We start from the raw sequence: 18,081 nt of genomic DNA on the forward strand, positions 1-18,081 counted from the left end.
CGATCAAAACCCATTGACCGGATCACCTGAGCATGAATACACTGAATCGCAACGCAGGTTGTATACAATTACAAAATCGATGAGGCACAAATCATGAGCAAAATGAGAGCAATCGATGCAGCCGTACTGGTCATGCGCCGTGAAGGCGTGGTGACTGCGTTCGGCATCCCAGGGGCTGCCATCAACCCGTTGTATTCAGCCCTGAAGAAAGTGGGTGGCATCGATCACGTCCTCGCTCGCCACGTCGAAGGCGCCTCGCACATGGCAGAGGGCTACACCCGTGCCAACCCCGGCAACATCGGTGTGTGCATCGGCACCTCCGGCCCGGCGGGCACGGACATGGTCACCGGCCTTTACAGCGCCAGTGCCGACTCCATTCCGATCCTGTGCATCACTGGCCAGGCGCCACGCTCCCGCCTGCATAAGGAGGACTTCCAGGCCGTGGACATCACCAGCATTGTCAAGCCCGTCACCAAGTGGGCAACCACCGTGCTGGAGCCTGGCCAAGTGCCGTATGCGTTCCAGAAAGCGTTCTTCGAAATGCGCAGCGGCCGGCCCGGCCCGGTACTGATCGACCTGCCATTCGACGTGCAGATGGCTGAAATCGAGTTCGACATCGACGCCTATGAACCGCTGCCCGTGCACAAGCCTTCCGCCACGCGCGTCCAGGCGGAAAAGGCCCTGGCCATGCTCAACGAGGCCGAACGGCCCTTGCTGGTGGCAGGCGGCGGCATCATCAACGCCGACGCCAGCGACAAACTGGTCGAATTCGCCGAATTGACCGGTGTGCCAGTGATCCCGACGCTCATGGGCTGGGGCACCATCCCGGATGACCACCCGCTGATGGTCGGGATGGTCGGCCTGCAAACCTCCCACCGCTATGGCAACGCCACCCTGCTCAAGTCCGACCTGGTACTGGGCATCGGCAACCGCTGGGCCAACCGCCACACCGGTTCCGTGGACGTGTACACCGAAGGCCGTAAATTCGTGCATGTGGATATCGAGCCGACCCAGATCGGTCGCGTGTTCACCCCAGACCTGGGGATCGTTTCCGATGCCGGCAAGGCCCTGGAGGTGTTCCTGGAAGTCGCCAGGGAATGGCAGGCCGCTGGCAAACTCAAGTGCCGCCAGGCCTGGCTTGAAGACTGCCAGCAGCGCAAGGCCAGCCTGCAGCGCAAGACCCATTTCGACAACGTGCCGGTCAAGCCCCAGCGCGTGTACCAGGAGATGAACCAGGTGTTCGGCAAGGACACCTGCTATGTCAGCACCATTGGTCTGTCGCAGATCGCCGGTGCGCAGTTCCTGCACGTGTACAAGCCACGGCACTGGATCAACTGCGGCCAGGCCGGCCCACTGGGCTGGACCATCCCTGCGGCACTGGGTGTTGTCAAGGCCGACCCCACGCGCCAGGTCGTGGCCTTGTCGGGCGACTACGACTTCCAGTTCATGATCGAAGAACTGGCCGTCGGGGCGCAGTTCAACCTGCCCTACGTCCACGTGCTGGTGAACAACGCCTATCTGGGGCTGATTCGCCAGGCCCAGCGTGGTTTCGACATGGACTACTGTGTACAACTGGCGTTCGAGAACATCAACGCCACCGACGCTGCCAGCTATGGCGTCGATCACGTCGCCGTGGTCGAAGGCCTGGGCTGCAAGGCCCTGCGGGTATTCGAGCCGGCCGACATCGCCCCTGCCCTGCTAAAAGCACGGCAAATGGCCGAGCAGTTCCGCGTGCCGGTCGTGGTCGAGATCATTCTTGAACGGGTTACCAACATTTCCATGGGCACCGAGATCAACGCGGTCAACGAGTTCGAAGACCTCGCCCTGGTCGGCAACGATGCGCCGACCGCCATCTCGCTGCTGGACTGATCGCCTGACGCCCCGGCTGGCCCGGGGCTCTCAACGCAAGGAGACAACCATGCCTCGCTTCGCTGCCAACCTGTCCATGCTGTTCACCGAGCAGGACTTCCTGGCCCGCTTCAAGGCCGCCGCCGACGCCGGTTTCAGTGGTGTCGAATACCTGTTCCCCTACGATTTCAGCGCTGCCGAAATCCAGGCGCAGCTCAAGGCTCACGGCCTGACCCAGGTGCTGTTCAATCTTCCCGCGGGGGATTGGTCCAAGGGTGAGCGTGGCATCACCTGCCACCCCGATCGCGTCGAAGAATTCCGTGCAGGTGTCGACAAGGCCATCGAGTACGCCAAGGTGCTGGGCAACACCCAGGTCAACGCCCTGGCTGGGATTCGCCCAGACGGCCCGGACTGCGCCACCGTGCGCAAGACCTTCGTGGAAAACCTGCGCTATGCCGCCGACAAGCTCCAGGCCGCCGGTATTCGCCTGGTCATGGAAATGATCAACACCCGCGACATTCCGGGCTTCTACCTCAACACCACCGAGCAGGCATTGGCCATTCAGGCCGAAGTGGGCAGCGACAACCTGTTCCTGCAATACGACATCTACCACATGCAGATCATGGAAGGTGACCTGGCGCGCACCATGGAAACCAATCTGCAGTCGATCAACCACATCCAGCTGGCCGACAACCCGGGCCGTCACGAGCCGGGTACTGGCGAGATCAACTACCGCTTCCTGTTCGAGCACCTGGACCGCATCGGCTACCAGGGCTGGGTGGGCGCGGAATACAAGCCCAAGACCACCACCGAAGCGGGCTTGGGCTGGCTGAAAACGCACAACGCGATCTGAATCCCACCGGGAACGCGAACAACGATAAAAGAGGTAATTTCTGATGGCTAAAATCGGTTTCATCGGCACCGGCATCATGGGCAAGCCCATGGCCCAGAACCTGCAAAAAGCAGGGCACAGCCTGTTCGTCTCCACCCACCACGATGCAGCTCCAGCCGACCTGATCGCCGACGGCGCCGTGGCTCTGGCCAACCCCAAGGAGGTGGCCCAGGAAGCCGAGTTCATCATCGTCATGGTCCCGGACACCCCACAGGTCGACAGCGTACTGTTCGGGGACAACGGCGTTGCCCAGGGCGTGGGCCCGAACAAGGTGGTGATCGACATGAGTTCGATTTCCCCTACTGCCACCAAAGCCTTTGCCGAGAAGATCAACGCCACCGGCGCTACCTACCTTGATGCCCCGGTGTCCGGGGGTGAAGTGGGCGCCAAGGCCGCGACCCTGAGCATCATGGTCGGCGGCTGCCCAAAAGCCTTCGAGCGCGCCCTGCCGCTGTTCCAGAGCATGGGCAAGAACATCACCCTGGTAGGCGGCAATGGTGACGGTCAGACCGCGAAGGTGGCCAACCAGATCATCGTCGCCCTGAACATCCAGGCCGTCAGCGAGGCGTTGCTGTTTGCCGCGAAGAACGGCGCCGACCCGGCCAAGGTGCGCGAGGCACTGATGGGCGGCTTCGCATCGTCGAAAATTCTGGAAGTGCACGCCGAGCGCATGATCAAAGGCACCTTCGACCCAGGCTTCCGCATCAACCTGCACCAGAAGGACCTTAACCTGGCCCTGCAAGGCGCCAAGGAACTGGGCATCAACCTGCCTAACACTTCCAATGCCCAGCAAGTGTTCAACACCTGCCAGGCCCTGGGTGGCGGCAACTGGGACCACTCGGCGCTGATCAAGGGCCTGGAGCACATGGCCAATTTCTCGATCCGCGACGACCGCTGATCCGAGCGCAGGGCCTGCCTTGCAGCCCTGCTGCCGGTAACCCGGCACACCTGTTACGCCCCTTGGCTGAGCACAGCCAGGGGTGAACCCGAGCAACACCGCCCCTGGTTCGGCCTGCACGGAGGCTGTTCCAGGGGCGTTCTCGATTGTGCAGAACAACAATAAAGGGAGCCTGCCATGTCGGTCGATCCACACAAACTGCTGCGTGAGCTGTTCGACACAGCCATCGCCGCCGCCCATCCCAGCCACGTGCTCGAACCCTACCTGCCCGCCGACCGCAGCGGTCGGGTGATCGTCATCGGCGCAGGCAAGGCGGCCGCCGCCATGGCCGAGGTGGTTGAGAAGCACTGGCAAGGCGAGGTCAGCGGCCTGGTCGTGACCCGCTACGGCCATGGTGCCAACTGCCAACACATCGAAGTGGTCGAAGCCGCCCACCCGGTGCCTGATGCGGCCGGCCTGGCGGTTGCCAGGCGCGTGCTGGAACTGGTCGGCAACCTCAGCGAGCAGGATCGGGTGATATTCCTGCTGTCCGGCGGCGGCTCTGCCTTGCTGGCGCTGCCCGCCGCCAACCTGACCCTGGCGGACAAACAGCACATCAACAAGGCCCTGCTCAAATCCGGCGCCACCATCGGCGAGATGAACTGCGTGCGCAAGCACCTCTCGGCGATCAAGGGTGGGCGCCTGGCCAAGGCCTGCTGGCCGGCCACGGTCTACACCTACGCGATCTCGGACGTGCCGGGCGACCTGGCCACGGTCATCGCTTCAGGCCCCACCGTGGCCGACCCGAGCACCTCGGCCGAGGCACTGGCGATCCTCAAGCGCTACGCCATCGACGCCCCACAGGCCGTCATCGACTGGCTCAACGACCCGGCCTCGGAAACCCTCAAGGCTGGCGACCCAGCCCTGGCCCGCAGCCATTTCCAGCTGATCGCCAAGCCTCAACAGTCGCTCGAAGCTGCGGCGGTCCAGGCGCGCCAGGCAGGTTTCAGCCCGTTGATATTGGGCGACCTGGAAGGTGAGTCACGGGAAGTGGCCAAGGTGCATGCAGGCATTGCCCGACAGATCGTTCAGCATGGCCAGCCGCTCAAGGCCCCTTGCGTGATTCTGTCCGGCGGCGAGACCACTGTCACCGTGCGCGGTAATGGCCGCGGCGGGCGCAATGCGGAATTTCTGCTCAGCCTCACCGAAAGCCTCAAGGGCCTGCCGGGCGTCTACGCACTGGCAGGCGACACCGACGGCATCGACGGCTCGGAAGAAAACGCCGGCGCTGTCATGACGCCTAACAGCTACGCACGCGCCCAAGCGTTGGGCCTGTCGGCCAGCGACGAGCTGGACGACAACAACGGCTACGGCTACTTCGCCGCACTCGATGCGCTGATCGTCACCGAACCCACGCGCACCAACGTCAATGACTTTCGCGCCATCCTGATTCTCGAGACCGACCCCTCATGACGCCTGACAAGAAAGTGAAAATCCTCGCCACCCTGGGCCCGGCTACGGGTGGCATCGACGATGTGCGGCAACTGGTGGAAGCAGGCGTGAACATTTTTCGCCTCAACTTCAGCCATGGCGAGCACGCCGACCATGCGCTGCGCTATCAGTGGATCCGCGAGGTGGAGCAGCAGCTGCACTACCCGCTAGGCATCCTCATGGACCTGCAAGGGCCGAAGCTGCGTGTGGGCCGTTTCGCTGAAGGCAAGGTGCAGTTGCAACGCGGTCAGGCCCTGCGCCTGGACCTGGACGAGGCCCCTGGCGACAGCCGCCGGGTCAACCTGCCACACCCTGAAATCATCGCAGCCCTTGAGCCCGGCATGGACCTGCTGCTGGATGACGGCAAGCTGCGCCTGCAGGTGACCGCCAAACACAGCGATGCGATCGACACCGAAGTGCTGAACGGTGGCGAGCTGTCCGACCGCAAGGGCGTCAACGTGCCGCAAGCGGTGCTCAACCTCTCCCCGCTCACCGAAAAAGACCGCCGCGACCTGGCTTTCGGCCTGGAGCTGGGTGTGGACTGGGTGGCCCTGTCGTTTGTACAGCGCCCCGAGGACATCCTTGAAGCGCGCCAGCTGATTGGTGACCGCGCCTTCCTGATGGCCAAGATCGAGAAACCTTCGGCGGTCGAACAACTGCCAGCCATTGCCGAACTGGCGGACGCGATCATGGTGGCCCGTGGCGACCTGGGCGTGGAAGTACCGGCCGAGAGCGTGCCGCAGATTCAGAAGCGCATCATCGGCACCTGCCGGCAGCTGGGTAAACCGGTGGTAGTGGCTACGCAGATGCTCGAATCGATGCGTTTCTCGCCAGCACCGACTCGTGCCGAAGTCACCGACGTGGCCAACGCCGTGGCCGAAGGTGCGGACGCTGTGATGTTGTCGGCGGAGACGGCCTCGGGTAACTACCCGCTCGAAGCCGTGCAGATGATGAGCAAGATTATCCGCCAGGTGGAGAACGGCCCGGACTACCAGGCCCAGCTCGACGTTGGCCGGCCGAAGGCCGAGGCCACCGTATCGGACGCCATCAGCTGCGCCATCCGCCGCATCAGCGGCATCCTACCGGTGGCGGTGCTGGTCAACTACAGCGAGTCGGGCGCCTCGACCCTGCGTGCTGCGCGCGAGCGCCCACGGGCACCGATCCTCAACCTGACGCCGAACCTGAACACCGCTCGGCGCCTGAGCGTGGCCTGGGGCGTGCATTCGGTAGTGAATGACCGCCTGCGCCAGGTGGACGAAGTGGTTTCCACTGCGCTGGAAATTGCCCAGGCCCAAGGCATGGCCAGCCGTGGCGACACGCTTCTGATCACTGCCGGTGTGCCTTTCGGCAAGCCAGGGTCGACCAACACGCTGCGGATCGAGACGTTGAACTGAGATCCCCGGGGGCGCCCTGCGCCCCATTCCCGGGGCAAGCCCACTCCCACAGAATGCGCGCCACTCCATGGCACAGCGCAGACCTTGTGGGAGCAGCCTTGCCCCGGGAATGGAGGGCGCAGCCCTCCCCTAACACCGATGTACCAGACCTGCGGTCAATCGAGGCCCAAAGAGGCCCACCGCCCTCCCATCCACCTCACTGACTGCCCCATGTACACCAAAAATTTCGTAAACCCGTGCCCCGACTGGGCCACGGCGCTGCTAAACGGCTTCAGCCAGGTGCTGTTGCTGCGTAACCCCTGGTGCGGGCTATGCTGCCTGCTGGCGATCTTGTTGACCGCACCGGCGCTGCTGGGCGGCGCGCTGCTTGGCGCGCTGGCAGGCCTGCTGACGGCACAGGCCCGCGGCTACGACCGCGCCGATCGACAGGCTGGGCTGTACAGCTACAACGGCGTGCTCATCGGTTTGTTGATCAGCGCTGTGCTGCCTTGGTCGATCATCCAGCCACCGCTGGTAATCGCTGCCGCCGGCCTGTCCAGCATCATCACCCACCAATGGCGCAAGCGGGGGGGCAAGCTGCTGGTCGCCTACACGGCGCCCTTCGTACTGCTGGGCTGGGGCACGTTGCTATTCGTGCAGACGGCTAGCGCACCCGTGGTGGTCGAGGCCGACCTGGCGAGTGCCCTGGCAAGAGGGGTCGGGCAGATTTTCCTGCTCGATCAACCCCTGGCCGGGCTGCTGATCATCGTCGGCCTATTGATCGCCAACCCGTATGCCTGTCTCTGGGCGGTCATAGGCTCTGCCGCGGGTGCAGGCCTGGCACTGCTCGTGGGTGATGCGCAGTCAGCATGGATGGGGCTGTATGGATTCAACGCGGCCCTGGCAGCTCTGGCCTTCAGCCGACAAGGGGAAAAACCCTGGGTCACGCTGTTGGCCATTGGCCTGGCGCTGGCGTTGCAGCCGCTTTTGAGCAGGCTGCCGGTCCCGGCGCTCACGGCACCCTTCGTCGCCGCCTGCTGGCTCATCCACTTCGGTCGTCACCTGAAGCTTGGCAAACGCCAGACCCCGGGGCGCTTGCATAGCTGAAAGGCACCCCATAGGCTCAGCCGACTTCACGATGGACAGAGCCAATGAACAAACCTGCAAGCCTGCGCGAGCGGCTTTACGTGATCGTCTTCCAGAGCGATACCGTGGCCGGAAGACGCTTCGACAAGACCCTGTTGCTGATCATCCTGGCCAGCCTGGTCACGGTCATCCTGGACAGCATCGACGAGGTGCATCGCGGGTACGGGGGCCTGCTGGCCGCGATCGAATGGGGCTTTACCGCCATTTTCCTGTGCGAATACCTGACACGGTTGTACTGCTCGCCCCGGCCCTTGCGCTACGCATTCAGCTTCTACGGCCTGGTGGATCTGCTGGCGATCGTGCCGGGCATCATCGCGCTGTACTACAGCGACGCGCAGTACCTGCTGATCGTGAGGGTCATCCGCATGTTGCGGATCTTCCGTGTGCTCAAGCTCAGCCCGTACCTCAAGCAGGCCAATTACCTGCTCGATGCCCTGCGCGGCAGCAAGCAGAAGATCATCGTGTTTCTGGTCAGCGTCTCGACGCTGGTCACCGTGTTCGGCACCCTCATGTATGTGATCGAAGGCCCGGAACATGGCTTCACGAGCATTCCCAAGGGGATCTACTGGGCCATCGTCACGCTGACCACGGTCGGGTTCGGCGATATCGTGCCCAGAACGCCATTGGGCCAGGTGCTCTCTTCACTGGTGATGATCATCGGCTACTCGATCATCGCGGTGCCGACCGGGATCTTTACGGCCGAGCTCGCCAATGCCATGCGTGGAGAACAACTGCAGCACGCCTGCCCGACCTGCAGCAAGAAATCCCATGAAAGTGGCGCGGCGTTTTGTGCCCGGTGTGGCAATGCGTTGTTCCCGAAATCCGGTTGACTAAGGCGCCCCTGACGATCTGAAGGGCTCGCTCACCTTGACGGCTGAGCGAGTCATTAAGTGGGCAAAGCCCCTGGACAACTGCCAGAACCGCCAATCGGCCAGCGCATATAAGCAAAGACGCATTGATTCTTTAATACCTGAAGAACAAGACGCTATAGTCGCTGGCACATTGCCCAACATTCATACCCATAAGGAATGCGTCGTGAAAAAGTTCTTCACCGTCTCGCTGGCCGCCGCCAGCCTGGCCTTCGGCACCCTGGCCCACGCTGCCCCGACCTTGCTGAACGTTTCCTACGACGTGATGCGTGACTTCTACAAAGATTACAACCCCGCCTTCCAGAAGCACTGGGAGGCCGAGCATAACGAGAAGGTCAATGTGCAGATGTCCTTCGGTGGCTCGAGCAAACAGGCGCGCGCGGTGATCGATGGCCTGCCGGCCGACGTGATCACCATGAACATGGCCACCGACATCAATGCCTTGGTCGACAACGGCAAACTGATCCCTGACAACTGGGTCACGCGCTTGCCGAACAACAGTGCGCCGTTCACCTCTGCCACGGTGTTCATCGTGCGCAAAGGCAACCCCAAGGCATTGAAAGACTGGCCCGACCTGCTCAAGGATGGCGTACAGGTCATCGTACCCAACCCCAAGACCTCGGGTAACGGCCGCTACACCTACCTGTCGGCGTGGGGCTATGTGCTCAAGCAAGGCGGTGACGAGAACAAGGCGCGCGCGTTCGTCGGCAAGCTGTTCAAGCAGGCGCCGGTGCTCGACACCGGTGGTCGCGCCGCCACCACCACGTTCATGACCAACCAGATTGGCGATGTGCTGGTGACGTTCGAGAACGAAGCCGAAATGATCGCCCGCGAATTCGGTCGCGATCAGTTCGAGGTGGTTTACCCAAGCGTGTCGGCCGAAGCCGAGCCGCCGGTGAGCGTGGTCGATAAAGTCGTCGCCCGCAAAGGCACTCAGGCGGTGGCCGCGGAATACCTGAAATACCTGTGGTCCCCGGCGGCCCAGGAACTCGCCGCCCAGAACTACCTGCGCCCACGCGATGCGACTGTGTTGGCCAAGTACACCGACCGTTTCCCCAAGGTTGAATTCCTCTCGGTCGAGAAGACCTTTGGTGACTGGCGCACCGTGCAAAAAACGCATTTCAACGATGGGGGCGTGTTTGATCAGATTTATACCGGTCAGTGAAGCGGGCTGAGCTGGGTCAGCCGCGCACGCGCCTGGGGGCTTGAGCTTCGCCGCGTGGCCCCGCCCCATCAACCCAACCGAAACACCAACGCCTTCAACCCCCCAGCCGGATCCACATCCGGAAACTCCGGCGGGTTCTGCAGGCGTTCGACGAAGGCAAGGCCGGGCGCGTGCTCGGCCATGCCCTCGATCAGAAACTCAGGCCCGATGCCCGGGTCGTTCACACAGGCCAACACCGTCCCACCTTCATTCAACAGCTCAGGCAAGCGCCGCAGGATCTTCGCGTAGTCCTGGGTCAGCACGAAGCTGCCGCGCTGGAAGGTAGGCGGATCGATGATGATCAGATCGTAAGGCCCGTATTTGCGCACCTTGCCCCACGACTTGAACAGCTCATGGCCCAGGTAGGCCACCCGAGACGGGTCGTGCTGGTTAAGGCGGTGGTTATCGCGCCCTCGGGACAGTGCCGATTTGGCCATGTCCAGGTTCACCACCTGCTCAGCGCCACCTGCAATCGCCGCCACCGAAAAACCACAGGTGTAGGCAAACAGGTTCAGCACGCGCTGCCCCTTGGCCTGGGCGCGCACCCATCGGCGACCAAGGCGCATGTCCAGGAACAAGCCATTGTTCTGGCGTACCCCCAGGTCCAGCAGATAGGTCAACCCGTCCTCGATCACTTCACGTTGCTGACACGGCTCGCCCACCAGCCATTGACCGGGGCTGTCGGGCAGGTAACGGTGTTGCAGCAGGATCGCCTGGCCTGTCCACTGCTCAAGGCGCGACAGCCGCAACAGCATCGCCTCAAGCTCTGCCAATTGTCCTTCCGGGGGCTCACGGAACAAGGCGACCGACAACACGCCTTGAAGCCAGTCCACCGTGATTTGCTCAAGACCAGGCCAGCAACGGCCACGACCGTGGAAAAGACGACGGGTTTCTTCAGGGGCGGGGTTCAGGGCGGCAAGCAGATGCTGCTCGAGGGCGGCAATCGGAGAGGTCATGTCAGGTCACATCGGTAAGCGGAGTCGTATTTTACATGGCAAGGCCACGAAGGGGCGCCATCTCGGATTGTCTATTTTTTGTACACACTAATGTCACCTTAAGTGCCATTTTTGTGTGCACTTGCACCGATTAAGCCCCGATGTGTTACATGAAGCGCTCATTGAATGCTGACTAACTGATCAACTAAGCCCATGAATTCAAACAATTATTGACTTTGTGGTCAGTTTAAAAACCTGATTTTTCAGCTTGTTACCGCAATATACCCGCTTTCCGAATGAACACCTTGGCGGTCGCTTACTCAAGCTGGCATGGAAATGGCTTTACTGTGCTTGTGTTTTGTATACAAGTTTCAACGAACATAAATACACAAGAACCCGCGACGCCGATTGACCGTCGGCCGCCGCGCCCAGAACCCGAGATGCCAACGCTGCACCGACGAGATGGCGAGCCCGTGCGCTGCCCGCTCATCGCAGTCAACGTGCATCAGGAGCCCGCCGGAATGAGTAGCAGCCTCAACCTTGCCCCTGAACTATCCGTCGCCAGCACCCAGACCCACCCAACCCCGGCCGACACGATGCCGGACATGGCACTGAGCCCTCGCCTGCACAATCGAGACCTGGCCCCCACGCGCATCGCCGGACGCCGCTGGGGCCGTTACAGCATCTTCGCGCTGTGGACCAACGATGTGCACAACATCGCCAACTATTCATTTGCCATGGGCCTGTTCGCCTTGGGCCTGGGCGGCTGGCAGATACTTCTGTCGTTGGCCATTGGCGCGGCCCTGGTGTACTTCTTCATGAACCTATCGGGCTACATGGGGCAGAAAACCGGCGTACCCTTCCCGGTCATCAGCCGCATCGCCTTCGGCATTCACGGCGCGCAGATCCCGGCGCTGATACGTGCGGTCATCGCCATCGCCTGGTTTGGCATCCAGACCTACCTGGCCTCGGTGGTCCTGCGCGTGCTGCTCAGCGCCGTCTGGCCGCAAATGGCAGCCTATGACCACGACAGCATCCTTGGCCTTTCCAGCCTGGGCTGGGCTTGTTTCGTGGCCATCTGGCTGGTGCAGCTGGTGATCCTCGCCTACGGCATGGAGATGGTGCGTCGCTACGAAGCCTTCGCAGGCCCTGTCATCCTGGTAACGGTCGCGGCGCTGGCGGTATTCATGTACTTCAAGGCCGACACCCGCATCGCATGGTCGGTGGCAGAGCCCCTGAGTGGTTACGAGATGTGGCGCAACATTTTTGCCGGCGGTGCCTTGTGGCTGGCCATCTACGGCACGCTGGTGCTCAACTTCTGCGACTTCGCCCGCTCCTCGCCGTGCCGCAAGACCATTCGCGTCGGCAATTTCTGGGGCCTGCCGGTGAACATCCTGGTGTTTGCCGTGATCACCGTCGTGCTGTGCGGCGCTCAATTCAAGATCAACGGCCAGATCATCGATAGCCCCACCCAGATCGTGGCAGCCATTCCAAACACCACCTTCCTGGTGCTGGGCTGTCTGTCGTTCCTGATCGTCACGGTCGCGGTCAATATCATGGCCAACTTCGTGGCGCCGGCCTTCGTGCTCAGCAACCTGGCACCGCGTCACCTCAACTTCCGCCGCGCGGGGCTGATCAGCGCCACGCTGGCGGTGCTGATCCTGCCGTGGAACCTGTACAACAGCCCCTTGGTGATCGTCTACTTCCTCTCCGGCCTGGGTGCATTGCTGGGCCCGTTGTACGGGGTGATCATGTCCGACTACTGGCTGCTGCGCAAAGGCTGCATCAACGTCCCGCAGCTCTACAGCGAAGACCCGGCCGGCGCTTATCACTACACCAAGGGCATCAACCTGCGCGCGGTCGCGGCGTTCGTGCCGGCGGCCCTGCTGGCCATCGTGCTGGCCCTGGTCCCCAACTTCCACAGCGTCGCGCCGTTCTCGTGGCTGATCGGGGCTGGCATCGCCGCCGCCCTGTACCTGTTGATCGCGCCGCGCAACCGTCATTACCACGACGTCAGCGGCGAATGCATCGCCGTCGACCACAGCAGCCACTGAACAAGGAGGACTGCGCATGCGAATCCTGATTGCCAACGTCAACACCACCGAAGCCATCACCGAGGCCATCGCCGAGCAGGCCCGCGCCGTGGCGGCGCCGGGCACCGAGATCATCGGCCTGACGCCGTGGTTCGGCGCAGAATCGGTGGAGGGCAACTTCGAGAGTTACCTGGCCGCCATCGCCGTGATGGATCGGGTACTGGCCTATGAGGGCCCCTATGATGCCGTGATCCAGGCCGGCTATGGCGAGCACGGCCGTGAAGGCTTGCAGGAGCTGCTGAACGTGCCAGTGGTGGACATCACCGATGCCGCCGCCAGTACCGCCATGTACCTGGGCCACGCTTACTCGGTGGTCACCACCCTGGACCGTACCGTGCCCTTGATCGAAGACCGCCTCAAACTTTCCGGGCTCTACGATCGGTGCGCCTCGGTACGCGCCAGCGGCCTGGCGGTGCTGGAGCTCGAGGCCGATCCGCAGCGCGCCGTCGAGGCCATCGTCGAGCAGGCCGAACGGGCCGTACGCGATGACAAGGCCGAGGTCATCTGCCTGGGATGCGGAGGCATGGCCGGGCTGGACGAGCAGATCCGCCAACGCACCGGGGTACCGGTGGTCGATGGGGTCAGCGCGGCGGTGACCATCGCCGAGTCGCTGGTGCGCCTGGGTCTGAGTACGTCCAAGGTCCGCACCTACGCGACCCCTCGGGCAAAGAAGGTCATAGGCTGGCCGATGCGCCTGGGCCGCTAGGGCACCACGGCGCAACCTGCGCGGGATCGGCAACCGACCCTGCGCAGGGCCTGCTTAACCGATCATTCTGGCCAGCCGCTGGCCACTGCCGCAGGCCAGGGTGAAGCCCAGCGCGCCATGGCCAAGGTTGAGCCAAAGGTTGCGATAAGGCGTTGCGCCGATGATCGGCACACCGGTGGGCGTCGCCGGTCGCATGCCGGCCCACTCCACCGCGTGGGCGTAATCGGCGGCGTGGGGCAGTGTCTCCAGGGCCAGGCGTCGCATGCTCTGCAAACGGCGTTTGTCCAGCGCCTCGTCTTGCCCCACGATGTCCACCATGGCCGCAACGCGCAGTTGCCGATCCAGCCGGGCATAGACGATCTTGCGCTCGTAGTCCGTCAGGCTGATTTCAGGCGCACGCTGCCCTGATGCTAGCGGCGCAGTCAGGCTGTACCCTTTGAGTGGATAGATCGGAATGTTCACCCCTGGCAACTTCAGCGCAGCGCTGCGGTAACCGGCGCACAGCACCAACTGATCGACTGCCAGTTCTTCGTGGCCAAGGCGCAGCGCTACCACCTGATGCCCACGGTGAAGCAGCTGGGTCACCGGCTGACCGAGCCGGAACTGGCATTGGCCGGAGGCTTGCAGCGCGGCGGCCAGGCGCAGGCAGAAGGCATGGCAGTCGCCCACCTCCTCGTCCGGGGTGAATACCCCACCCACGAAGGGCGACTCTTGCAGCGCAGGATCCAGAGCCCGCAGCTCAGCAGCGCCCAGTACCTGCTGGTGATCAGGATCGGTCAGTTGCAGACGGCTGCGCTTGAACTGGGACTCGCTGCGAAACGCTACAAGCTTGCCATTGCGGCGCCAGGCAAAGTCGCCGAGGTCCTGGGCTTGGCGCCACTGGGCCAACACCGCCTGGCTGTGCAGGGCAAGGTCAAGCAAGACGGTGGCGTTGCGCCGGTTGACGCTGCGTCGACATGCCAGGGTAAAGGCCAACAGCCAGCGCCACTGCGCCGGGTCCAGACGCAGGTGCAGACGCAGCGGGGAATCGCCCTGCAGCAACCATCCCAGCGCCTGCCACGGCACGCCCGCATCAGCCAGTGGCGCGACGTAGCGGTAGGACAATTGACCGCCATTGGCAAAGCTGGTGGCTGCCCCCAAGGTGTCGTGGGCCTCGATCAATTCTACGCAATGGCCTTCCTGCACCAGCGCATAGGCCGTCGCCAGCCCGACCACGCCGCCCCCTATCACCGTCACCTGCCGCTTCATCGTTCATCCCTGTTCAGCATCCTGGCTCAACAGTACCAGCGGATCAGGTCGGGCAGCTATGCTCACCGTCATCGAGCCCCTGACGCACGTTACGGCTGCGCAGGCTGGCCTTGCCATCGTGCCAGTTCAGGGTCAGAACATAGAGGGTGTCGAAATCACCATCCTGCCAATCCTCGGTGATGACGTGCTCCTTGCCGACAGCTTTTTCCGCGACGGTATTGATCAGGTCCGGCAGGTAGCCGTGTGACCACGCGGTATAGATGGTCGCGTTACGGTACTTGTTGCTGAGCAGCTCATCGGCCAGGTCATCGGTGTCGTTGGCGCTGTAGTCGATGTTGACCGGCAGGCCAAGGCGAATGGCACTGGGGCTGATGGTCATGAGCGGACGCAGGTAGCTGTAGCTTTGGTCATCGGCGCCCTCCTCCACGTGCCGGGACGGGTTGGCGGCAAACACGTAATCGGCCTTGCCGAAACGTTCGGGTAAAACCGTGGCCAGGTCCAGTGCACGGTTCAGGCCCTGGCAGTTCAATTGGCCTAAGCCTTCACCGGGTTTTTCGGCATGGCGCAGAAACACCAGGGTCTGGGTGCCATCGACCGGTTGCGCGCGGCTCTCGACGGCGTCCAGCGCCAGCGGCACGCCTACGGCGGTCAGGGCCAGGCCCAGCAACCAATGACGGCGACGATGCAGGTGTGGAATCAACTTCATCAATGCAGGCTCGTGTGACAAACGGGTCACCCGCGCATCGCCCGGACGGGCACAGGGCGCCTTTTGCAGTGAGTGCCTTCCTTGACGACGGGTTCGGTTCAGAGTGCCAAAAACCCGATTTGTTCCCCGCTGCCCGGGTGCCAGGCGTCTGGCACGGGCATTACGGGGCCATCCTGTCAGTCGTCGCGCGTCAGCACTTCAAGCAGCTCGATTTCGAACGCAAGGTCCGAATCAGGTGGAATCGATCCGACGCTACGCGCCCCGTAGCCCAGGTGCGCCGGCACCAACAGCTTGCGCTTGCCGCCAACGCGCATGCCCATGATGCCCTGGTCCCACCCCTTGATAACGCGCCCGGTACCGATCACGCATTGAAACGGGTTGCCGCGTGACCAGGAGGAGTCGAACTCGGTGCCATCGGCCAGCCATCCGGTGTATTGGGTAGTGATCAGGGCACCTTTGACGGCCGCCTTGCCGTCGCCCTCGACCAGGTCGATGATTTGCAGTTCTTGGTTCATGCGCAGGCTCCAGCCGCTACGAAAATGCCGTCCTTTTCGCAGCATTGCCCGGATTTGGCAAGCCTTGGTGTCGGCTCGCGCATTGTCCGTGACGACAGGGCCGTCCTATAGGTAAACGTTACCGCGCATGAACAACGCCGCCCGCCCACTGATGATCACCCGGCCATTGCCCGGCAGCACGCAGCGCAGCTGGCCCTTGCGCGCACCGCCCTGCTCGCACTCAAGCGACTGCTTGCCTAGCCGTTGTGCCCAGATCGGTGCGAGCGAGGTATGGGCCGAGCCGGTCACCGGGTCTTCATTGACCCCCACGCGTGGCCCGAACCAGCGCGTCACGAAATCGAACCCACGCCCCGCCGCCGTCACGGCGATGCCGCGCACGTCAAAGCCGGCCAGCGCGACAAAATCTGGCGTGAGGGTGTCGAGCAACCCAGGGTCATCGACCACCACCACGTAGTCGTCGCTGCGATATACCGCCAGCGCCTGTTGCAGGCCCAACGCCTGCAACAGACCGGCTGGCACGGGCTGGGCCTCTGGTTGGCGAGCGGGGAAATCCATGGCCAGCAGGCCGTCCGCTTGACGAGTTACCCGCAGTTCACCGCTGCGGGTACTGAAGCGCAGCACCTGCGCCGGTTCATTGAGGTGTTCGAACAACACGTAGGCCGAGGCCAGCGTGGCGTGGCCGCACAGGTCCACTTCCACGGTGGGCGTGAACCAGCGCAGGTCGAACGCCTCGCCGTTGCGTACGAAATACGCCGTTTCGGAAAGGTTGTTTTCCTCGGCGATGCGCTGCAGCACGGCATCGGGTAGCCAGTGATCGAGCGGGATGACCGCAGCCGGGTTGCCGCCGAAGGGTTCGGCACTGAAGGCGTCGACCTGGAAGATTTCAAGTTGCATGGATGCGCTCCTTGTTGCCTGCCCTTGTGCAGGTATTTGGCAGTATGGGGCTTAATGAAGCACCGGTGTCAGCACTGGCTTGCCGGCGAAAAAAGCATCGAGGTTACGCAGCACCAACGTCACCGTGGCTTCTGCCGCTTCTGGCGATTGTCCGGCGACATGGGGCGTCAATACCGTGTTCGACAGCGACTTGAGGGTGTGGGGAACGTCAGGTTCCTCGTCAAACACGTCCAGGGCCGCACCGGCCAATTGCCCGCCCTGCAGTGCCTGGGTCAGCGCCTGGGTATCGACGACGCTGGCCCGCGCGATGTTGACCAGGTAGCCCTGGGGGCCGAGTGCGTGCAGCACCTGTGCATCCACTAGGTGGCGTGTATCGGCGCCGCCGGGTGTGGCGACCACGAGAATATCGACTGCCCCGGCCAGGGCCAGGACGCTGTCGTAGCCGGTGTAGGGCAATGCCGGACGTGGTGTACGGTTGTAGTAGCTTACGGGCATGTCGAACCCTTGATGCGCGCGCTTGGCGATGGCTCGGCCAACGGCGCCCATGCCCAGAATGCCCAGGCGTTTGCCAGTGACCGATGGGCTGATCACGCGCTGCCATTGGCCGCGCCGGGTACTGGCGTCGGCTTGTGGGATGTTGCGCAGCAGGGCCAGGAGCATAGCCATGGCGTGATCGGCCACAGCGTCAGCGTTGGCGCCGGCGCCGTTGGTGACGGTGATGTGGCGGGCATGGGCGGCTTGCAGGTCGACCTGCTCATAGCCGGCGCCGATGACGCAGATGATCTGCAGGTTGGGCAGTGCGTCGATTTCCTGGGCGGTCAGGCCGAGGGGGCCGCGGGTGAGGACGGCGTCGATGCGGGGGCCGTTTTGCTCGATGGCTTGGGCGCGCAGGTCGGGGGTTTGGGCGAGGATCAGGTGGTAGCCAGCGTTGGTCAACAGGGGTAGATAGGTGTCTACGGTTTCGACCAGGACCAGGATTGTCTTGTGCATGGTGCCTCCGGGTGGGTTGGGGATTATGCGGAGGGGGTGGGTGGTACAGTCAATGGGTATTGTCGGTGGGGACTTTATGGGAGGTGGGGGTGGGGTTTGTGGGCGGGCGCTTAGTAGTTACCCGGATTTTGAATCAAACTCGGCGGGATTTGAACTTTGAACTTTGAGTTCTGAGTTCTGAGTTCTGAGTTCTGAGTTCTGAGTTCTGAGTTCTGAGTTCTGAGTTCTGAGTATCGGTGTGGGCATTTATATTGAGTTGGTATTCAATAGTTAGGGTGGCGCATGATCACCTTT

The 18,081-nt window shown here is 62.8% G+C and carries 16 protein-coding genes; 10 read left to right on the forward strand and 6 right to left on the reverse strand.

What is annotated here, in order from left to right:
* Nucleotides 1-93 precede the first annotated feature (93 nt).
* From gcl to ACF8E5_RS00915, 8 genes are all read left to right on the forward strand, one after another.
* Nucleotides 94-1,869, forward strand: coding sequence for a glyoxylate carboligase (gene gcl, locus ACF8E5_RS00880; protein WP_078478867.1), 1,776 nt, complete (start codon nt 94-96; stop codon nt 1,867-1,869).
* 49 nt (nt 1,870-1,918) lie between these two features.
* A complete protein-coding gene (gene hyi / locus ACF8E5_RS00885) occupies nt 1,919-2,701 on the forward strand; it encodes a hydroxypyruvate isomerase (RefSeq protein ID WP_326384025.1) in 783 nt (260 codons plus the stop codon).
* 43 nt (nt 2,702-2,744) lie between these two features.
* Nucleotides 2,745-3,638, forward strand: a complete 894-nt coding sequence (locus ACF8E5_RS00890; protein ID WP_058639843.1) for a 2-hydroxy-3-oxopropionate reductase — start codon at nt 2,745-2,747, stop codon at nt 3,636-3,638.
* Between the two features lie 177 nt (nt 3,639-3,815).
* Complete coding sequence (locus tag ACF8E5_RS00895) at nt 3,816-5,090, forward strand: glycerate kinase (RefSeq protein ID WP_392474764.1); 1,275 nt, start codon at nt 3,816-3,818, stop codon at nt 5,088-5,090.
* Nucleotides 5,087-6,502 (forward strand): pyruvate kinase, encoded by a 1,416-nt coding sequence (gene pyk / locus ACF8E5_RS00900; protein ID WP_392474765.1) that lies wholly within the window; start codon nt 5,087-5,089, stop codon nt 6,500-6,502. Before ACF8E5_RS00895 ends, pyk begins: the two co-directional genes overlap by 4 nt.
* 210 nt (nt 6,503-6,712) lie before the next feature.
* Nucleotides 6,713-7,588 (forward strand): urea transporter, encoded by an 876-nt coding sequence (locus ACF8E5_RS00905; RefSeq protein WP_326384028.1) that lies wholly within the window; start codon nt 6,713-6,715, stop codon nt 7,586-7,588.
* A gap of 44 nt (nt 7,589-7,632) precedes the next feature.
* Entirely contained in the window at nt 7,633-8,457 is an 825-nt protein-coding gene (locus tag ACF8E5_RS00910) for an ion transporter (RefSeq protein WP_058605970.1), read from the forward strand.
* A 205-nt stretch (nt 8,458-8,662) separates the two neighbouring features.
* Nucleotides 8,663-9,661: a sulfate ABC transporter substrate-binding protein gene (locus ACF8E5_RS00915; protein WP_392474766.1), complete on the forward strand. Its 999-nt coding sequence runs from the start codon at nt 8,663-8,665 to the stop codon at nt 9,659-9,661.
* A 68-nt stretch (nt 9,662-9,729) separates the two neighbouring features.
* Here the strand turns inward: ACF8E5_RS00915 and ACF8E5_RS00920 are convergent, their stop codons facing one another.
* Nucleotides 9,730-10,656 carry a class I SAM-dependent methyltransferase gene (locus tag ACF8E5_RS00920; protein WP_196141639.1) on the reverse strand — a complete coding sequence of 309 codons (927 nt, stop codon included), beginning with the start codon at nt 10,654-10,656 and terminating at the stop codon, nt 9,730-9,732.
* Nucleotides 10,657-11,156: 500 nt separating this feature from the next.
* Here ACF8E5_RS00920 and ACF8E5_RS00925 point away from each other — a divergent pair, with 500 nt between their 5' ends.
* Nucleotides 11,157-12,689, forward strand: a complete 1,533-nt coding sequence (locus ACF8E5_RS00925; RefSeq protein WP_058605967.1) for an NCS1 family nucleobase:cation symporter-1 — start codon at nt 11,157-11,159, stop codon at nt 12,687-12,689.
* 16 nt (nt 12,690-12,705) lie between these two features.
* Nucleotides 12,706-13,434: an aspartate/glutamate racemase family protein gene (locus tag ACF8E5_RS00930; RefSeq protein ID WP_058639837.1), complete on the forward strand. Its 729-nt coding sequence runs from the start codon at nt 12,706-12,708 to the stop codon at nt 13,432-13,434.
* 54 nt (nt 13,435-13,488) lie between these two features.
* On the opposite strand, the gene ACF8E5_RS00935 is transcribed toward ACF8E5_RS00930, so the two are convergent.
* The 5 genes from ACF8E5_RS00935 to ACF8E5_RS00955 form a co-directional block, all read right to left on the reverse strand.
* Nucleotides 13,489-14,682 (reverse strand): D-amino acid dehydrogenase, encoded by a 1,194-nt coding sequence (locus ACF8E5_RS00935; protein ID WP_392474768.1) that lies wholly within the window; start codon nt 14,680-14,682, stop codon nt 13,489-13,491.
* Nucleotides 14,683-14,725: 43 nt separating this feature from the next.
* Complete coding sequence (locus tag ACF8E5_RS00940) at nt 14,726-15,388, reverse strand: hypothetical protein (protein WP_058639835.1); 663 nt, start codon at nt 15,386-15,388, stop codon at nt 14,726-14,728.
* Nucleotides 15,389-15,564: 176 nt separating this feature from the next.
* Complete coding sequence (locus ACF8E5_RS00945) at nt 15,565-15,903, reverse strand: FKBP-type peptidyl-prolyl cis-trans isomerase (RefSeq protein WP_392474769.1); 339 nt, start codon at nt 15,901-15,903, stop codon at nt 15,565-15,567.
* Nucleotides 15,904-16,008: 105 nt separating this feature from the next.
* A complete protein-coding gene (locus ACF8E5_RS00950; RefSeq protein ID WP_392474770.1) occupies nt 16,009-16,797 on the reverse strand; it encodes a PhzF family phenazine biosynthesis protein in 789 nt (262 codons plus the stop codon).
* Nucleotides 16,798-16,848: 51 nt separating this feature from the next.
* A complete protein-coding gene (locus ACF8E5_RS00955; RefSeq protein WP_392474771.1) occupies nt 16,849-17,787 on the reverse strand; it encodes a 2-hydroxyacid dehydrogenase in 939 nt (312 codons plus the stop codon).
* Nucleotides 17,788-18,081 lie beyond the last annotated feature (294 nt).

The organism is Pseudomonas sp. WSY_20, assembly GCF_043104335.1.
Taxonomy (GTDB): domain Bacteria; phylum Pseudomonadota; class Gammaproteobacteria; order Pseudomonadales; family Pseudomonadaceae; genus Aquipseudomonas; species Aquipseudomonas parafulva_B.

What these genes read in the sequence shown, in the direction of transcription:
- gcl (WP_078478867.1), top strand. Translation starts at nt 94, where the DNA reads ATGAGCAAAATGAGAGCAATCGATGCAGCCGTACTGGTCATGCGCCGT.
- hyi (WP_326384025.1), top strand. Translation starts at nt 1,919, where the DNA reads ATGCCTCGCTTCGCTGCCAACCTGTCCATGCTGTTCACCGAGCAGGAC.
- ACF8E5_RS00890 (WP_058639843.1), top strand. Translation starts at nt 2,745, where the DNA reads ATGGCTAAAATCGGTTTCATCGGCACCGGCATCATGGGCAAGCCCATG.
- ACF8E5_RS00895 (WP_392474764.1), top strand. Translation starts at nt 3,816, where the DNA reads ATGTCGGTCGATCCACACAAACTGCTGCGTGAGCTGTTCGACACAGCC.
- pyk (WP_392474765.1), top strand. Translation starts at nt 5,087, where the DNA reads ATGACGCCTGACAAGAAAGTGAAAATCCTCGCCACCCTGGGCCCGGCT.
- ACF8E5_RS00905 (WP_326384028.1), top strand. Translation starts at nt 6,713, where the DNA reads ATGTACACCAAAAATTTCGTAAACCCGTGCCCCGACTGGGCCACGGCG.
- ACF8E5_RS00910 (WP_058605970.1), top strand. Translation starts at nt 7,633, where the DNA reads ATGAACAAACCTGCAAGCCTGCGCGAGCGGCTTTACGTGATCGTCTTC.
- ACF8E5_RS00920 (WP_196141639.1), bottom strand. Translation starts at nt 10,656, where the DNA reads ATGACCTCTCCGATTGCCGCCCTCGAGCAGCATCTGCTTGCCGCCCTG.
- ACF8E5_RS00925 (WP_058605967.1), top strand. Translation starts at nt 11,157, where the DNA reads ATGAGTAGCAGCCTCAACCTTGCCCCTGAACTATCCGTCGCCAGCACC.
- ACF8E5_RS00930 (WP_058639837.1), top strand. Translation starts at nt 12,706, where the DNA reads ATGCGAATCCTGATTGCCAACGTCAACACCACCGAAGCCATCACCGAG.
- ACF8E5_RS00935 (WP_392474768.1), bottom strand. Translation starts at nt 14,682, where the DNA reads ATGAAGCGGCAGGTGACGGTGATAGGGGGCGGCGTGGTCGGGCTGGCG.
- ACF8E5_RS00940 (WP_058639835.1), bottom strand. Translation starts at nt 15,388, where the DNA reads ATGAAGTTGATTCCACACCTGCATCGTCGCCGTCATTGGTTGCTGGGC.
- ACF8E5_RS00945 (WP_392474769.1), bottom strand. Translation starts at nt 15,903, where the DNA reads ATGAACCAAGAACTGCAAATCATCGACCTGGTCGAGGGCGACGGCAAG.
- ACF8E5_RS00950 (WP_392474770.1), bottom strand. Translation starts at nt 16,797, where the DNA reads ATGCAACTTGAAATCTTCCAGGTCGACGCCTTCAGTGCCGAACCCTTC.
- ACF8E5_RS00955 (WP_392474771.1), bottom strand. Translation starts at nt 17,787, where the DNA reads ATGCACAAGACAATCCTGGTCCTGGTCGAAACCGTAGACACCTATCTA.